Here is a 16,473-nt window from a genome sequence, read left to right as displayed (position 1 = left end):
ATCACGCCGCTCAATTCTCTTGTTGAATTTTTCAGTTACACAAATCCGTATTCCCGATACATTTGGATTGGCACTTCAAGCGTCAATGCAATCTTTAGAGAGGGGATATTTTTTTATGTCTTTCAAAAAACTGGTAGCCGCCGCGTTATTTATGGGCGCTGGCTTGGCCCACGCGTTCGCGCCACAGGCAGGAACGTGGGTTGTCACATCGGAAGTCGACGGCAAGCCCGGCCGTGGTTTTGGCATCGATGTGCAAAACACCACCCTGGTAATGCAGATGTATGCGTACGAGAGCACCGGCCAAGCGACGTTCTATCTGGCAGTCGGAGATGTCGCCGACAACAAGGTGAATACGCCACTGACTAAGTACACCGGTGGTCGTCATTTCGGTAGCGGAGCCCGCTCGGGCACCGCAGCAGGAAGCCCTGGCAATGTGAACATCCGTTTTACGTCTGGGACCACTGGATTCATTACCTTCCCTAACGAAGGCGAAGTGGCGATTTCGCGTTTTAACTTCGGCTACGGCGCCGTCGCTGACAGTCTGCGTGGCTTCTGGACCTTTAACTCTATTGGTTCAGAAGGTCTGCAATCGGACTTGGTCGAACTCAGCAAAAACCTGGGTGCAACGGCTAATGGAAATGGGCTGATGTCCAATGCCAACGAGCTTTTCGGTTGCGAACATCAAGTGCGCGGGTCAATGGCCGGTACGGTGTTGTGCGTCAAAATCAGCAGCGGCGGCCAGTTGCTGCGGTCCTATTCCTTGGTCTACAGCGTGAATGAGGGTGAGGGTTACTCACAAGCCACGGCCACCAGCGCTCAACAAATGCTTCAGGTTCGCCGCCTCACAACGCCCCAGGGGGTCGGCACCGGTCTGGTCTACAAGGATTCAGAGCTTGGTGCGGGAAATTCGTCCCTGCTGCACCACATCGAGCAAATCTCTAACTTCGGCCTGCCCCAATAAGCCGAAAGGACTGCGGTGCAGCGCCTTCAGGCACGCCGCACTTTAGTAGTCAGAGGCCACGGCGTGTGTGCAAGCGCATCGTGCCACGGTGGCGCATCGTCAGACCGGCACTCTTGCACGACCCATTGGGTGACTCCAAAGTCGCGCAACGTCTGGCCCATGGCCTCAAGCTCTTCAAGTCCAAACAGCCCCGCATGCCAGGTGGTTCGGCATTCGTACGGCACACCGCTTTGCACGACGTGCTGCAGCGACACCCACGCACGGTCCCCGCTGCCTGGAACGCCGGTAATGGCGTCGTAATGGTGCTTGGGCGCCTTGATGTCCAGCCCCACCCAGTCGAGCAATGGCAGCACAGCTGCCAGGCGCTCGGGGTACATGCCGCCGGTGTGCAGGCCGGTGGCAAAGCCCATGGCACGCACCTCGGCCAGCGCTGCGGGCAGCGCGGCCTGCAGGGTCGGCTCGCCCCCGGAAAACACCACGCCATCGAGCAGGCCTCGGCGGCTTTCAAGGAATGCCAGCACCTGCGGCCACGCGATAGCGGCTGGCGCCGTGGCGTCGAGCAATTCGGGGTTGTGGCAATAACTGCAGCGCCAGGGGCAGCCCTGGCAATACACCACCGCCGCAAGCCGGCCGGGGAAGTCGATGGTGGTGAGCGGTGTGAGGCCGCCCACACGCAGGGGCTGCGCCGCCGGGGCGGCTGCCGGTGTGGGCAGCCCGCTGCGGATGGCCATCGGCACGGTGGTGCCGAGGGTGCGCCGGTGCGGGCTGGCGCCGGGGGTGGCCAGGTCAGCGGCCACAGGCCGATTCAGCGAAGAACTGGCGCTCGTGGTGCTCGCCCTGTTTGCCAATGTTGAAGCTGGCCACGGGGCGGTGGTAGCCCATCACGCGGGTCCAGACCTCGCAGGGCTGGCGCTCGGCGTCGGTCAGTTGCACGTCGGCCAGGGCTTGGTGTTCGGTGGTTGAAAAGTGGCTCATTTGTGTGTGCTCCTTGGGGTTGAAGGGCGTGCCACAGCGGTTGCTGCGCCACCCGGTGGCAACGGGGCAAGGGCTGGACTCGTCCGGCTTGCCTCGTTGATGAACTATCAAATTGATAGCTGCTTGCGCTTTATGCATAAGCGCCAGCGGCTTATTTTGCACAAATAACCGCAGGCACACCGCTCAGGCAGCCAGCGCGGCGCGCTTGGCGACCAGACGCTCTTCATCGCACGCCGGGCAGAACTTGTGTTCCCCCGCCAGGTAGCCGTGGGTGGGGCAGATCGAGAACGTGGGCGTGATGGTGATGTAGGGCAGGCGAAAGCGCGTGAGTGAGCGTTTGACGAGGTCGCGACAGGCGGCGCCGCTGGACAGGCGCTCGCCCATGTACAGGTGCAGTACGGTGCCGCCGGTGTATTTGGATTGCAGCACTTCCTGGCGCATGAGGGCCTCGAACGGGTCGTCGGTGAAGCCCACGGGCAACTGCGAGGAGTTGGTGTAATAGGGCTGCTCGGCCGTGCCCGCCTGCAGGATGGCGGGCCAGCGCTTTTTGTCTTCCTTGGCGAAGCGGTAGGTGGTGCCCTCGGCGGGCGTGGCCTCCAGGTTGTAGAGGTGGCCGGTTTCCTCTTGAAACTGCGTCATGCGTTCGCGCACGTGGTCGAGCAGGCGCACGGCGAAGGCATGGCCCCAGTCGCTGGTGATGTCGTGCTGGCCGGCTGTGAAGTTGCGCACCATCTCGTTGATGCCGTTCACGCCCAGTGTGCTGAAGTGGTTGCGCAACGTGCCCAGATACCGCTTGGTATAGGGGAACAGCCCCTGGTCCATGAGGCGCTGGATGAGCTTGCGCTTGGTCTCCAAGCTCTGCTTGCCCAGTTCCATCAGGTGGTCAAGCGCCGCCAGCAGGCCCGGTTCATCGCCCGCATGCACAAAGCCCAGGCGCGCGCAGTTGATGGTCACCACGCCCAGGCTGCCGGTCTGCTCGGCGCTGCCAAACAAGCCGTTGCCGCGCTTCAAGAGTTCGCGCAGATCCAGCTGCAGCCGACAGCACATGGAGCGCACCATGTTGGGCTCCAGCTCGGAGTTGATGAAGTTCTGGAAGTACGGCAGGCCATACTTGGCCGTCATCTCGAACAGCAGCTGCGCGTTCTCGCTCTCCCACGGAAAATCCTTGGTGATGTTGTAGGTGGGGATGGGGAAGGTGAACACGCGGTCCTTGGCATCGCCCGTGGTCATCACGTCGATATAGGCGCGGTTGATGAGGTCCATCTCGGCCTGCAGATCGCCGTAGCAAAAGGGCATTTCCTTGCCGGCAATCACTGGCACCTGCTCGCGCAAATCGTCGGGGCAGATCCAGTCGAAGGTGAGGTTGGTGAACGGCGTTTGTGTGCCCCAGCGGGACGGCACGTTGAGGTTGTAGACCAGCTCCTGGATGCACTGGCGCACGGCGGCGTAGTCCATCGCATCCACCCGCACATACGGCGCCATGTAGGTGTCGAACGACGAGAAGGCCTGCGCGCCGGCCCATTCGTTTTGCAGCGTGCCCAGGAAGTTGACGATCTGCCCCACGGCTGACGACATGTGTTTGGGCGGGCCCGCTTCGACCTTGCCGGGCACGCCATTGAGCCCTTCATTGAGCAGCGTGCGCAGCGACCAGCCCGCGCAGTAGCCACTGAGCATGTCGAGGTCGTGGATGTGGATGTCGCCATTGCGGTGCGCTGCGCCGATCTCGGGCGTATAGACGTGCGAGAGCCAGTAGTTGGCCGTGACCTTGCCCGCCACGTTGAGGATGAGCCCGCCCAGCGAGTAGCCCTGGTTGGCGTTGGCGTTGACGCGCCAATCGGCACGCGTGAGGTATTCGTTGATGGAGCTTTCCACATCCACCAGCGTCTGTTTGTCGGCCCGCAGTGTGGCGTGTTGCTCGCGGTAGACGATGTAGGCGCGCGCCGTGGCCAGGTGGTTGGCGGCGATCAGCGTCTGCTCGGCCACGTCCTGGATCTGCTCGACCGTGGGCGCCTCGCCATGGAAGCGGTGGATCAGCACCTTGGTGACCTGCGCGGTGAGCAGCGCCGCTTCTTCGACACCCAATTCACCCGAGGCCTGGCCGGCGCTGGCCAGCGCAGCGCGGATGCGTTCGGCGTCAAAAGGAACGCGTTGGCCACTGCGCAGAACAACATCGCGGGGCAAGGTGACAAGGGTGGACGCCATGGGTTCGACCAATCTATGCAAGGGATTAAAAACACTACCTATGGTGTCTACGATACTCATCAAACACTATAGGTAGTTTGATAAAACACAAACGCAGCGGCCGGCAACGGTCAGCGCGGGCAAAAAAAAACCGGCTCAAGAGCCGGCAAAAGGAAGGTGCCGTCAGGCCCTACCGATGGATGGGGGTGCGTGCCGTGGCACGCGGGCGCGGTGTTTGGCGCCGTGGTGGCAGTGGTTCCGCTTCTGGGCTGATCTTTTGTGATCTGTTGTGTATGGATTGCTTGCGGGGCCGTGGCTGGAGGGCCTCGTCAATGACAGGCGGCGGTTTCGTCCTCTTCGATACGGGGATAGAAATCGTGGTCTTCGCGCTGCATGCGCTCGTACACCTTGCGCAGCACCACATTCGCCTGCTCGCGAAAGCCCTGGGCGTCGCGGCGCACGCTGTCGGCGGTGTTCCAGCGGCGCGCAAACGTGTCGTAGGCGCTGGCGATCGATGCCATCTCGCTCTGGTACTGGCGGCCCATGCGCGCCAGCTCGGCGTTGTCGCCGCGTTGCAGGGCGGGGTACAGCACCTGGTCTTCCACCGCCAGGTGCAGCTTGATGGTGCCGCTCATGGCCACAATGCCTTGCGCGATGGCGGTGGCATTGCCCTCCACCCCCGCGTGGGCCAGTGCGCGCAGTGTGGCTATGCCGCGCAGGATGTCGGTGTGCTGGTGTTTGAATTTGTCGATGTTCATGGCCGGTGTCCTGTCCTTATGGGAGATGTGGAGATGTGAAGCGGTGGTGATGTTGCCACGGCTTGTGGCGGCGGCAACATCGGCAGGGGTTCAGGGTCGGGCCGATGCGAGGTAGTTGGCCCCCGGTGTGGCGGGTGCCCGCGAGCCAAACAGCCCGCTCACCACTTGCCAGGCCACCGACAGCGCGCCCACGATAAAGACCACGTCGCCCACCGTGCGCACCCAGCGCAAGGTCACGATGAAGGGCTGCTGCATGAAGGCTTCGCTACGGGCGTACCACAGGCCTTCGCTCACGCTGGCGTGGAACTGGAACAGCGCGATGGGCAGCAAGCTGGTGGCAATCATCAGCACGAGACCGGCGTTGAGCGACCAGAAACCCACCTTCATGAGGCGTTGGCTGAACACCAGTTGCGGCCGGATGTAGCGCAGCACCAGCAAGGTAAAGCCCAGCGCCAGGAAGCCATACACACCAAACAGCGCGGCATGGGCATGCACCGGCGTGGTGTTCAGGCCCTGCACGTAATACAGCGAGATCGGCGGATTGATCATGAAGCCGAAGACGCCCGCACCCAGCATGTTCCAGAAGGCCACGGCCACGAAGAACATCAGCGGCCAGCGCAGGTTGGCCATCCAGGGCGCGCGGTGCTGCAGGCGCCAGTGCTCCCAGGCCTCATGGCCCAGCACCACCAGTGGCACCACTTCGAGCGCACTGAAGGCCGCGCCCACGGCCATGACCGGTGTGGTGGTGCCTGCAAAGTACAGGTGGTGGAAGGTGCCGGGCACGCCGCCGAGCATGAACAGCGAGGCCGAGGCCAGGCTGGCGGCCGTCGCCATGCGGTAGGAGACCAGCCCCAGGGTCGAGAAGATGAAGGCCAGCGCCGTGGTGGCAAACACTTCAAAGAAGCCTTCGACCCACAGGTGCACCACCCACCAGCGCCAGTACTCCATCACCGACAGGTGCGTGCGTTCGCCGTAGAAGAAGCCCGCGCCGTAGAACAAACCAATGGCGATCACCGATGCGGTCAGCAGGGCCAGCAGGTTCTTGTCGCCGCCCGGTGTGCGCAGCGCCGGCACAATGCCGCGCAGCATGAGCACCAGCCAGAAGGCGATGCCGGTGAACTTGCCGATCTGCCACAGGCGACCCAGGTCCACGTACTCATAGCCCTGGTGGCCCAGCCAGAAGTTCCACTCGGGCGGCATGATCTGCGCAATGGCCAGGTAGTTGCCGACGAACGACCCCACCACCACGACCACCAGCGCCCAGAACAGGATGTCCACGCCAAGCTTTTGATGGGCCGGATCTTTGCCGCCGTTGATCAGCGGTGCGAGGAACAGGCCGGCGGCCAGGAAGCCCGTAGCGATCCAGAACAGCGCGCTCTGGATGTGCCAGGTGCGCACCAGCGAATACGGGAACCACTGCGACACGTTGATGCCGTAGAACTGCTGGCCCTCCACCGTGTAGTGGGCCGTGAAGCCGCCCAGCAGCACCTGAAAGCAGAACAGCGCCACGATGAGGAACAAATACTTGCCCAGTGCACGCTGCGACGGTGTGAGCGGCACGCGCGAGAGCGGGTCGTGCTGGGGGGGCGTTGGTTCCACCTCATCGTGCTTGCGCAGGAAGGCCCAGGCCCACACCAGAAAGCCCACCCCCGCCATCATCACCACCACGCTCATCACCGACCACACCATGTTTTCGGCCGTGGGCTTGTTGCCCACCAGCGGCTCGTGCGGCCAGTTGTTGGTGTAGGTTGCCGTGGTGCCAGGCCGCTCGGTGGCGGCGGCCCAGGCTGTCCAGAAGAAGAAGCCCATCATCTGCGTGCGCCGCTCGGCGCTGGGCAGGGTGTTCTCTTTCATCGCGAAGTGCTCGCGCGTGGTGTGCAGTGCCGGGGCGTCGCTGAAAAGCTGGTCGTAGTACAGCGCGGTCCTGGCGATCGCATCTGCGCGCTCCGTGCTCACCGTGGCCTCACCCGTTTCGGGGTGGTAGGTGTTGGTGCGGTACTCGGTCTTCATGCGGTCGCGCAGCACGGCCTGGGCGGCGGCGTCGAGGTCGGCAAACGGCTTGCCATGCTTGCGTTCGGCCACCACGTCGAGCCAGTTCAACAGCTCGCGGTGCAGCCAGTCGGCCGTCCAGTCGGGCGCTTGGTAGGCGCCGTGGCCCCAGATGGAGCCCAGTTGCATGCCCCCCACCGACTGCCAGGCGGTCTGGCCGTCCAGAATACTTTCGTGGGTGAACAGCACTTCACCACCCGCGGTGGTGATCTTTTCAGGGATGGGCGGCGCCGTGCGGTACACCTCGGCGCCGTAGTAGCCCAGCAGGCTGAAGGTGACAATCAGCACGCCAATCAGCGTGAACCACAGGTTGCGGTACTTACCCATGGCCCACCTCCCCCGCGCGCAAGGCGCTCAGAAGGACAACACAGTGCGCCCGGGGTGCGGCTGCAGGCCACCGGGGGACATAAATTCGAGGTCGAGGGTTCATGACAGTCTTGCGAAGTGAATCGGTTCGCTTTCTGTATTGCAAGCCTTGGGCCCGGTTTATGTCCCTTAAAAATCAACCACTTAGCAAATGAATGGTAAATTTCACCATCTACATTCATGGTAATATTCACCATTGAATGGTATAAATCACCATGAATTACCAGTCCCTGCTGGACGACCTTGCCGCTGACCTGCCCCAGGCTGTGCGCCTGCAGCGGCTGGTGGGCACCCTGCGCGCGCGCTTTGGTTGTGGTGCGGTGGCCTTGCTGCAATTGGAGGAAAACCACCTGCGTCCGGTGGCGGTGGATGGCCTGGTACGCGAGGCACTCGGCCGTCGATTCGCCGTCAGCCAGCACCCGCGCCTGGCGGCCATCCTGGCGCGGCGCGACGTGACCTGTTTTGACCACGACAGCACCCTGCCCGACCCGTACGACGGCCTGCTCGACACCCTGGTGGGCGAGCCCCTGCCCGTGCACGACTGCATGGGCATCAGCCTGCAGGTCGAGGGCCAGCCTTGGGGGCTGCTCACGCTGGATGCGCTCCAGACCGGCACGTTCGGCGCCGATGCCCGCGCCGCGCTGGCCGACTGCCGCGTGTTGGTGGAGGCCGCCGTGCGCATTTCGCGGCTGGAGCGCGAGGTGCAGGCGCTACGCAGCGCGCCGCACACGCGCGGCGTGGACGACGAGCGTATTGCCCGCACGGGCGATGGCGAGATGGAAATCGTTGGCCAGAGCGAGCCCCTGCTGCGCCTGCTGCACGAACTGGAGGTGGTGGCGGGCTCGGACCTGCCCGTGCTGCTGCTCGGCGAAACCGGCGTGGGCAAGGAGTTGTTCGCACGCCTGCTCCACCGCCGGTCTACGCGCGCCACCCGCCCGCTGGTGCACGTCAACTGCGCGGCGCTGCCCGAGTCGCTGGCCGAGAGCGAACTCTTCGGCCATGTGCGCGGGGCGTTCTCGGGTGCGGTGGCCGACCGGCCGGGCCGCTTTGAGGCGGCCGAGGGCGGCACGCTGTTCCTGGATGAGGTGGGTGAGTTGCCGCTCGCCGTGCAGGCCAAGCTGCTGCGCACGCTGCAAAACGGCGAGATCCAGCGCCTGGGCGCCGACCGCCCCCGCCGCGTGGATGTGCGCGTGATCGCCGCCACCAACCGCAACCTGCGCGAGCAGGTACGTGACGGCGCCTTCCGCGCCGACCTGTACCACCGCTTGTCGGTCTACCCCGTGCCCATCCCCCCGCTGCGCGAGCGCGGCAACGACGTGCTGCTGCTGGCGGGCCGTTTTCTGGAGCTGAACCGCGCACGCCTGGGGTTGCGCAGCCTGCGCCTGTCAGTCGGCGCGCAAGACGCCCTGCGCCGCTACCCCTGGCCCGGCAATGTCCGCGAGCTGGAGCATGTGATCAGCCGCGCCGCCCTCAAGGCCATCAGCCGGGGCGCGCTGCGCGCCGACATCGTGACGCTGGAGGCCGCCCTGCTTGACCTGGATGCCGACGCCGTCGGCATGGCGCCCGCGCCCGCGCCGGCCCTGCCCGGCCACCCAGGAGCCGCCGTGCCCGATGCGACGGCGGCTGCGGCAACGGCTGCTGCTCCACCCGTCACCACCGCAGCAGAAACGCCCTTGCGCGATGCCATCGACGCTTGCCAGCGCCAGGCCATCACCACCGCGCTGGCCCACCACCAGGGCAACTGGGCCCAAGCGGCACGCGCGCTGGACGTGGATGCCAGCAACCTGCACAAGCTCGCAAGGCGGCTGGGGATCAAGTAAACAGTCAAGATGGCCTGATGAGCGACCAGCCTCAGACGCCTTCTCTTCCCCGCCCGAACGGATCGATTGGTATCTGAGGGATGCAGCCAAGCATGCAAAATTGATAGCTGCTTGCGCAATGTGTACGGGCGCTAGCGGCACTTTTTACTCATATTTCAGCGCTATGGCGCCATGCGCCCGCCTTGCGCCACAATCGGCCCATGCTGACCCTCCAAGACATCCGCGACGCTGCCACCCGCTTGCAAGGCCAGGTGCTCGACACCCCCTGTGTGGAATCCCGAACCCTTTCCGACATCGTGGGTGCGCAGGTGTTCCTTAAGTTCGAGAACCTGCAGTTCACCGCGTCGTTCAAGGAGCGCGGTGCCTGCAACCGCCTGGCACTGCTCACCGACGACGAGCGGGCGCGCGGCGTGGTGGCGATGAGCGCAGGCAACCATGCGCAGGGCGTGGCATACCACGCGCAGCGGCTTGGCCTGCGCGCGGTGATCGTGATGCCGCGGTTCACGCCCGGCGTGAAGGTGGAGCGCACCCGCGGCTTTGGCGCCGAGGTGGTGCTGCATGGCGACACACTCGAAGAGGCGCGCTCGCACGCCTATGCGCTGGCCGATGCGCAGCGCCTGACGTTTGTGCACCCCTACGACGACGAGGCCGTGGCCGCCGGCCAGGGCACGCTGGGCCTGGAGATGCTGCAGGCCGTGCCCGACCTGGACACGCTGGTGATCGCCGTGGGCGGCGGCGGGCTGATCTCGGGCGTGGCCACGGCGGCCAAGGCCATCAAGCCGGGCATCGAGGTGATTGGTGTGCAGACCTCGCGGTTTCCGGCCATGGTCAATGCGGTCAAGGGGACGCACCATCCACAGGGCACATCAACAATAGCCGAGGGCATTGCGGTGGGCACGCCCGGCAAGATCACACAGGAAATCATCAAGCGCCTGGTGGACGATCTGGTGTTGGTGGACGAGGGCGACATCGAGCAGGCCGTGCTGATGCTGCTGGAAATTGAAAAGACCCTGGTCGAAGGTGCGGGCGCCGCAGGCCTGGCGGCGCTGGTGCGCTACCCCGAACGCTTCAAGGGCAAGAAAGTCGGGCTGGTGCTGTGCGGGGGCAACATCGACCCGTTGCTGCTGGCCGCCATCATTGAGCGCGGCATGGTGCGCTCGGGGCGCCTCGCGCGCATCAAGGTCAGCGCGCGCGATGTGCCCGGCGTGCTGGCGCGCATCACCGCCACCGTGGCCGACGCGGGCGCCAACATCGAGGAGGTGCACCACCAGCGCGCCTTCACCATGCTGGCCGCGCAGAACGTGGAGATCGAACTGGTGCTGCAAACCCGGGGCAAAACCCATGTCGATGAAGTGCTGGGCCTGCTGCGGTCGGCGGGCATGCAGGCCGACCTGATGTGACCCCGCGTTGACCCCCCGCAAGGTTTTGTGCCGCGTGCGCACTGCCGGGGCTAGAATTGCGCAAGTTTTAAGCATCCGGAGCCATCACATGTCTGACCACAGCACCTCGCACTCCCCCGCTACGCCATCGAGCGACCCCGTGGAGAAAATCATTCATCTGGTGCCAGTGGTGCTGCCTGTGGTGGGTGGCATCATGATCTTCCTGCTGGCATTTATCGCCGTGATGATGGCCTGATCGCACCGGCCCGAGCCCCCCAGCCCCGCAGCGCGGGGCTTTTTTTCGTCCCGCACCACCTGTTTGACCTGGAGAATGCCCATGAGACCCGGACACGCACTCGTCCTTTTTTCCGGTGGCCAGGACTCCACGACCTGCCTGGCCTGGGCGCTGGAAAACTTTGCCCACGTGGAAACCATCGGCTTTGACTACGGCCAACGCCACAGCGTGGAACTGCAGGCCCGCCAGACCGTGTTGTCCGCCTTGCGCGCGCAATTCCCGCAGTGGGCGGGCAAGCTGGGCGACGACCACATGATCGACCTGGCCGTGCTGGGCCACATCAGCGACACGGCATTGACCAGCGACACGGAGATCCAGATGACCGCCGCCGGTTTGCCCAATACGTTTGTGCCTGGTCGCAACCTGCTGTTCTTCAACCTGGCTGCCGCCGTGGGCTACCGGCGCGGCCTGCACACGCTGGTGGGCGGCATGTGCGAAACCGATTTCTCGGGCTACCCCGATTGCCGCGACGACACGATCAAGGCCTTGCAGGTGGCGGTATCGCTGGGCATGGGGCAGCGGTTTACCTTTGAAACGCCGCTGATGTGGATCGACAAGGCCGACACCTGGGAGACGGCCCGCTCGCTGGGCGGACAGGCGCTGATCGATGTGATCGTGAACGACTCACACACCTGCTACCACGGCACGCGCGACACCTTGCACCCCTGGGGTTACGGCTGCGGAACCTGCCCGGCTTGCGCGCTGCGCAAGGCCGGCTTTGAACTCTGGAGCCAGCGGGCGGCAACTGTCTGTAAGCGGTTCGCAGCGCTATAGAACACATAACCCCATGCTGTTTTTGCATGATTTTCACCCCAATGGAACAGACAAGCGGGCGGCAGGTTCATAAAATTGCCATCCCAGTCGACCCGCGGAATCCGTGGAGTAGCCGCCACAACGTGTGGCTGCCCCGTGATTCCGCCCGCCGACTGAGCACATAAGCCGTTTTTCAAAGGCAGCGCTCAGCATCTGCACCTGCGCCAGGCCTTGCCGAGATTCTTCGAGGCGCTTCCTTTGAAAAACCGTTTTTCAACTTAGGAAGCTCCCGATGAACGCACCCACGATGCAGGGCCTGAATCTCAACGCCCCCGCTTACGTCAAAAACGCCCGGCTGCTCGCCTGGGTGGCCGACATGGCCGCCCTGTGCAAGCCCGACAGCATCCTCTGGTGCGATGGCTCCAAGGAAGAGTACGACCGCCTGTGCCAGCAACTGGTGGACGTCGGCACCTTCAAGAAGCTCAACCCCGCCAAGCGCCCCGACAGTTTTCTCGCCTGCTCGGACCCCTCGGACGTGGCCCGCGTGGAAGACCGCACCTACATCTGCTCGGCCAAGAAGGAGGATGCCGGCCCCACCAACAACTGGATGGCGCCCGCCGAGATGCGCGCCACACTGCAGCCCCTGTTTGACGGCTGCATGAAGGGCCGCACCATGTACGTGGTGCCGTTCAGCATGGGCCCGCTGGGCAGCCACATCGCCCACATCGGCGTAGAGCTGACCGACAGCGCCTATGTGGCCGTGAACCAGCGCCTGATGACCCGCATGGGCAAGGCCGTGTACGACGTGCTGGGCGTGGACGGCGAGTTCGTGCCCTGCATGCACACCGTGGGCGCCCCGCTGGCCAAGGGCGAAAAGGACACCACGAGCTGGCCCTGCAACCCCAAGGTCAAGTACATCGTGCACTACCCCGAGACCCGCGAGATCTGGTCTTACGGCTCGGGCTACGGCGGCAACGCACTGCTGGGCAAGAAGTGCCTGGCCCTGCGCATTGCATCCACCATGGGCCGCGACCAGGGTTGGCTGGCCGAGCACATGCTCATCCTGGGCGTGACAAACCCCCAAGGCAAGAAATACCACGTGGCGGCCGCCTTCCCCAGCGCCTGCGGCAAGACCAACTTTTCCATGCTGGTGCCACCCGAGGCCGGCTTTGCGGGCTGGAAAGTCACCACCATTGGTGACGACATCGCCTGGATCAAGCCCCATGCCGACGGCAAGATGTACGCGATCAACCCCGAGGCTGGCTACTTTGGCGTGGCCCCCGGCACCAACATGCACACCAACCCCAACTGCATGCGCAGCCTGGACAAGGACGTGATCTTCACCAACGTGGCCCTGACCGACGACGGCGACGTGTGGTGGGAAGGCATGGAGAAAGACGGTGGCGGCATTCCCGCCCACCTGATCGACTGGCAAGGCAAGGACTGGACCCCCGAAATCGCCAAGCAGACCGGCGCCAAGGCCGCCCACCCCAATTCGCGCTTTACCGTGGCCGCCACCAACAACCCCGCGCTCGACCCTCAATGGGATGACGCCAACGGCGTGGCCATCGATGCCTTCATCTTCGGCGGCCGCCGCTCCACGACCGTGCCGCTGGTGACCGAAGCCCGCACTTGGATGGAAGGTGTCTACATGGCCGCCACCATGGGCAGCGAAACCACGGCCGCCGCCTTTGGCGCGCAAGGTGTGGTGCGCCGCGACCCGTTCGCCATGCTGCCGTTCTGCGGCTACAACATGAGCGACTACTTCCAGCACTGGCTGGACATGGAGCACAAGCTCGAGGCCACGGGCCACACGCTGCCCAAGATCTTTTGCGTTAACTGGTTCCGCAAGGGCGAAGACGGCAAGTTTGTCTGGCCCGGCTATGGCGACAACATGCGTGTGCTCAAGTGGATGATCGATCGCATCGAAGGAACGGCGCAAGGCCACGAAACCATGTTCGGCACGGCTCCGCAGTACGCAGAAATCAACTGGACCGGGCTGGAGTTCAGCGCGGCGCAATTCAACACGGTCACCGCCATTGACAAGGCGGCATGGCAAGACGAGCTGAAATTGCACGATGAACATTTCGCCAAGCTCGCATACCACCTGCCCAAGGAGTTGCTGGCAACACGTGCCGCCATCGAAACGCGGCTGGGTGCCTGCTGATCTGAGGGGTCAGCAGGAGGCGCGGCCACAGCCGCCGCCTCTTGTTCGCATTACAAAGCCACCTTCGGGTGGCTTTTTTGTGGGCGCCAGAACCACCCTGCAGCCCCATTGAGCGCTGGTGCGCCCTCCGGTGTGCAGCGGATGGGGGGCCGCACCTCCCCTGTTTGGCGGTTTGGCGGCACGCCACCGTCCAGACCATTGAATTTCTACGCGGTCTGGTCCTGGTCCGCACAGAATTCGGGGCAAAAAAAGCCGTGGCATGCCACGGCTTTGACTTTGACATCACCTCAGTGCTGCCTGGGCAGCGCAGAGGTGATGTGGGGCTCAGTAGTACTTGCGGATGTCCGATACGGTGGCAACACCCATGGCATGGTTCAGTTCGGCCATGATGCGGGGATCCTTGATGGCAACGTTCCATGTGCGTTGGTCTTCTGCTGCGCGGCGGCGGCTTTCGGCCCACGCATAGGCGCCAGCACGCAAAGCGATGCCCGCACGGCGCGCAGGGCCTGTCATCAGCGCCAGCGCTGCAAACGCCAGCACCCACATGACCATCCAGCCAGCCAGCAGGTGACCGTCGGTCCACATGTCGATCACCTGGTTGGCGACCACAAAAACGGCCGACACCACGGCGGCCAGCAAAAGGGTGGCAGCGCCACGCGCGCCATCAAAATTGGCAGCTGCACTCTTCAAGTTGGCAGCGGCGTTTTCGGCGCGGATCACGCCGGGATGTTCGGTAGGGTAGCTAACGTGTGCAAAGCTGGTCATTTCGGTTTCCCATTTCTAACGCTTTTGGCGAGATTGCCGGGCGATGGGGTGATATTAGGGTTAACCCTTTACATATTCAAGTTTATATTCTGAATCATTGATATTCACAACAGTGATGAATCGATCATGACTCCCTTGAACTTTCGCGCCCTTGATCTGAACCTGTTGCGTGTTTTCGACGAAGTAATGGCCGAGCGCAGCCTTACCCGCGCCGCCCACAAGTTGTCCATCACCCAACCGGCGGTGAGCAACGCCATGCGGCGTTTGCGCGATGTGGTGGGAGACGACCTCGTGGTGCGCAGCGGCCAGGGGGTCGAGCCCACGCCCATCGCCCTGGCGTTGTGGCCCCCTGTGCGCGAGGCGCTGACACGGCTGCAGGAATCCCTGGCACCGGGGCGGTTCGAGCCCGCCACGACGGAGTCCACCTTCGTGCTGGCGATGGCAGATGCCACGGCGGCAACCCTGGTGCCCGCGCTGGTCGAAATCATCGAACGCGAAGCCCCCGGTGTGTCCGTGCGCATCTTGCCGCTCACCACACGCGACCCACGCCGCCTGCTGGAAGACGAGGCCGCCGACATGGCGGTTGGTTACTTCCCGGCGGTGCTTGCCGACCTGACCGCCCGCGCGCAGTCGGGCGACGTGGTCGCTTTCGACAGTCGGCGTCTCTATGACGGGGAATATGTATGCGTCATGCGGCAAGGCCACCCTTTGGCCGGAACATCGCTGACATTGGATGCGTATTGCGCCGCGCGCCACATGCTGGTGAGCTTTTCGGGCCGCCCTTTTGGATTTATCGACGAGGCCCTGGCGTCGCTCGGGCGCGAGCGCAAGGTGGTCGTCACCGTCAACCAGTTCGTCACTGCGGGGCGGGTGGTATCCGGCTCGGACCTGCTGACGGTGCTGCCGCGACACTTCGTGCCCGTCACGGGCATTGCCGACGCCCTGGTGCTCAAGGCTTTGCCGCTCAATGTGCCGGCGGTGCATGTGGATGCCTTGTGGCGCCGACGCGGCGCGCAACAGGCCGCAACCACCTGGTTGCTGCATGCGCTCACGCGGTCTGCGCGCCGGACTTTCCCTGAGCAATGACCAAGCCTTGCCCGTAGACTGTGCGTTGCATGAATATCCAGCTTTTGTCCGACCTTCACCTGGAGGCACACCCTTATTTCGCCCCGGAACCCGCCCCCCGCGCCGATGTACTGGTGCTTGCAGGTGACGTGGGCTCGTACCAAGAAGGCTCACAGCTGGGCGATGAGGACTTTGGCCTCGCCCGGTTTTCGCCACTGCCACAGTATGCGGGCTGGCCCACCCCGGTGATTTTTGTGCCCGGCAACCATGAATATGACGCGCAGGACTTTGATGCCGCCCACCTGCGACTGCGCCAAACCTGTGATCGCCTCGGCATCCAATGGCTCGAACGCGAAACGTTGATCCTGGATGGCGTGCGATTTGTCGGTACAACCTTGTGGAGTGATTTTGATGCGCTCGCCGACCAAGCGGGCATCACCGACCTCGGGGCTCGCCTCAAACTGCGCGACAAGGCCTATCGCGCCGCGAACTTTTACCTGCGCAAAACCGATGGAACGCGGCACGGAGAGCCCTTTTTGGCCGAACCAATGCGCCAGCAGGCGCTGGTCTGCCAACAATGGCTTCGCGCCGCGCTGCAAGAACCTTTTACGGGCCCGACCGTGGTGGTCACCCATTTCGCGCCCAGCCTGCGCAGCGCCGACCCCCGCTATGGGCTGGTGCCGGGGACGGCGGGTTTTTGCAATGCGCTGGATGACCTGTTGCCCGATGCACAACTGTGGTTGCATGGCCATCTTCACGCACCCAGCGACTACCGGGCGCAGGGCACGCGCAGCGATGGCACCCCGTGGGAATGCCGCGTGATCGCCAACCCGCTGGGCTATGCGCGCAAGGGCGAGCAGGTGGCGTTCCAGCCGCAGTGTGTCGTGACCGTATGATCGGGCCGCGCGCCATGAGACCGCGCCGCGCAGAAAAAACATG

The 16,473-nt window shown here is 64.0% G+C and carries 14 protein-coding genes; 8 read left to right on the top strand and 6 right to left on the bottom strand.

The window, feature by feature from the left end; translation table 11 throughout:
• Positions 1-19 precede the first annotated feature (19 nt).
• Positions 20-961 carry a hypothetical protein gene (locus KI609_RS00815; protein WP_413463357.1) on the top strand — a complete coding sequence of 314 codons (942 nt, stop codon included), beginning with the start codon at positions 20-22 and terminating at the stop codon, positions 959-961.
• 26 nt (positions 962-987) lie between these two features.
• On the opposite strand, the gene KI609_RS00810 is transcribed toward KI609_RS00815, so the two are convergent.
• The 5 genes from KI609_RS00810 to KI609_RS00790 form a co-directional block, all read right to left on the bottom strand.
• On the bottom strand, positions 988-1,692 hold the full coding sequence (locus KI609_RS00810) for an anaerobic ribonucleoside-triphosphate reductase activating protein (protein ID WP_226450114.1): 705 nt from the start codon (positions 1,690-1,692) through the stop codon (positions 988-990).
• Between the two features lie 55 nt (positions 1,693-1,747).
• The gene (gene nrdD, locus KI609_RS00805) at positions 1,748-1,936 is read right to left on the bottom strand and encodes an anaerobic ribonucleoside-triphosphate reductase (protein WP_226446026.1); all 189 of its coding nucleotides are present in this window, start codon (positions 1,934-1,936) and stop codon (positions 1,748-1,750) included.
• 183 nt (positions 1,937-2,119) lie between these two features.
• On the bottom strand, positions 2,120-4,138 hold the full coding sequence (locus KI609_RS00800) for a ribonucleoside triphosphate reductase (protein WP_226446016.1): 2,019 nt from the start codon (positions 4,136-4,138) through the stop codon (positions 2,120-2,122).
• 308 nt (positions 4,139-4,446) lie between these two features.
• Complete coding sequence (locus tag KI609_RS00795) at positions 4,447-4,875, bottom strand: hemerythrin domain-containing protein (protein ID WP_226446007.1); 429 nt, start codon at positions 4,873-4,875, stop codon at positions 4,447-4,449.
• Positions 4,876-4,965: 90 nt separating this feature from the next.
• Positions 4,966-7,251, bottom strand: a complete 2,286-nt coding sequence (locus tag KI609_RS00790) for a nitric-oxide reductase large subunit (RefSeq protein ID WP_226446005.1) — start codon at positions 7,249-7,251, stop codon at positions 4,966-4,968.
• Positions 7,252-7,505: 254 nt separating this feature from the next.
• Here KI609_RS00790 and norR point away from each other — a divergent pair, with 254 nt between their 5' ends.
• The 5 genes from norR (at position 7,506) to KI609_RS00765 (ending at position 13,704) form a co-directional block, all read left to right on the top strand.
• A complete protein-coding gene (gene norR, locus KI609_RS00785; RefSeq protein ID WP_226445995.1) occupies positions 7,506-9,110 on the top strand; it encodes a nitric oxide reductase transcriptional regulator NorR in 1,605 nt (534 codons plus the stop codon).
• Between the two features lie 200 nt (positions 9,111-9,310).
• Positions 9,311-10,510: a threonine ammonia-lyase gene (locus KI609_RS00780; RefSeq protein ID WP_226445992.1), complete on the top strand. Its 1,200-nt coding sequence runs from the start codon at positions 9,311-9,313 to the stop codon at positions 10,508-10,510.
• A gap of 88 nt (positions 10,511-10,598) precedes the next feature.
• Positions 10,599-10,745 carry a hypothetical protein gene (locus KI609_RS00775; protein ID WP_226445990.1) on the top strand — a complete coding sequence of 49 codons (147 nt, stop codon included), beginning with the start codon at positions 10,599-10,601 and terminating at the stop codon, positions 10,743-10,745.
• 81 nt (positions 10,746-10,826) lie between these two features.
• On the top strand, positions 10,827-11,558 hold the full coding sequence (gene queC, locus KI609_RS00770) for a 7-cyano-7-deazaguanine synthase QueC (protein ID WP_226445987.1): 732 nt from the start codon (positions 10,827-10,829) through the stop codon (positions 11,556-11,558).
• A gap of 271 nt (positions 11,559-11,829) precedes the next feature.
• Positions 11,830-13,704, top strand: coding sequence for a phosphoenolpyruvate carboxykinase (GTP) (locus KI609_RS00765; protein ID WP_226445976.1), 1,875 nt, complete (start codon positions 11,830-11,832; stop codon positions 13,702-13,704).
• A gap of 324 nt (positions 13,705-14,028) precedes the next feature.
• On the opposite strand, the gene KI609_RS00760 is transcribed toward KI609_RS00765, so the two are convergent.
• Positions 14,029-14,469, bottom strand: coding sequence for a hypothetical protein (locus KI609_RS00760; protein WP_226445973.1), 441 nt, complete (start codon positions 14,467-14,469; stop codon positions 14,029-14,031).
• Positions 14,470-14,595: 126 nt separating this feature from the next.
• Between KI609_RS00760 and KI609_RS00755 the strand changes: the two genes are divergently transcribed.
• Together KI609_RS00755 and KI609_RS00750 are read left to right on the top strand one after the other, a co-directional pair.
• On the top strand, positions 14,596-15,555 hold the full coding sequence (locus KI609_RS00755) for a LysR family transcriptional regulator (RefSeq protein ID WP_226445971.1): 960 nt from the start codon (positions 14,596-14,598) through the stop codon (positions 15,553-15,555).
• 29 nt (positions 15,556-15,584) lie between these two features.
• A complete protein-coding gene (locus tag KI609_RS00750; protein ID WP_226445969.1) occupies positions 15,585-16,430 on the top strand; it encodes a metallophosphoesterase in 846 nt (281 codons plus the stop codon).
• Positions 16,431-16,473: the final 43 nt, after the last annotated feature.

Origin of the sequence: Acidovorax radicis (assembly GCF_020510705.1) — a bacterium.
GTDB classification, from domain to species: Bacteria; Pseudomonadota; Gammaproteobacteria; order Burkholderiales; family Burkholderiaceae_C; genus Acidovorax; species Acidovorax radicis_A.
Note: the sequence above shows the minus strand (reverse complement) of the source record. Positions and strands in the feature narration are given on the sequence as shown.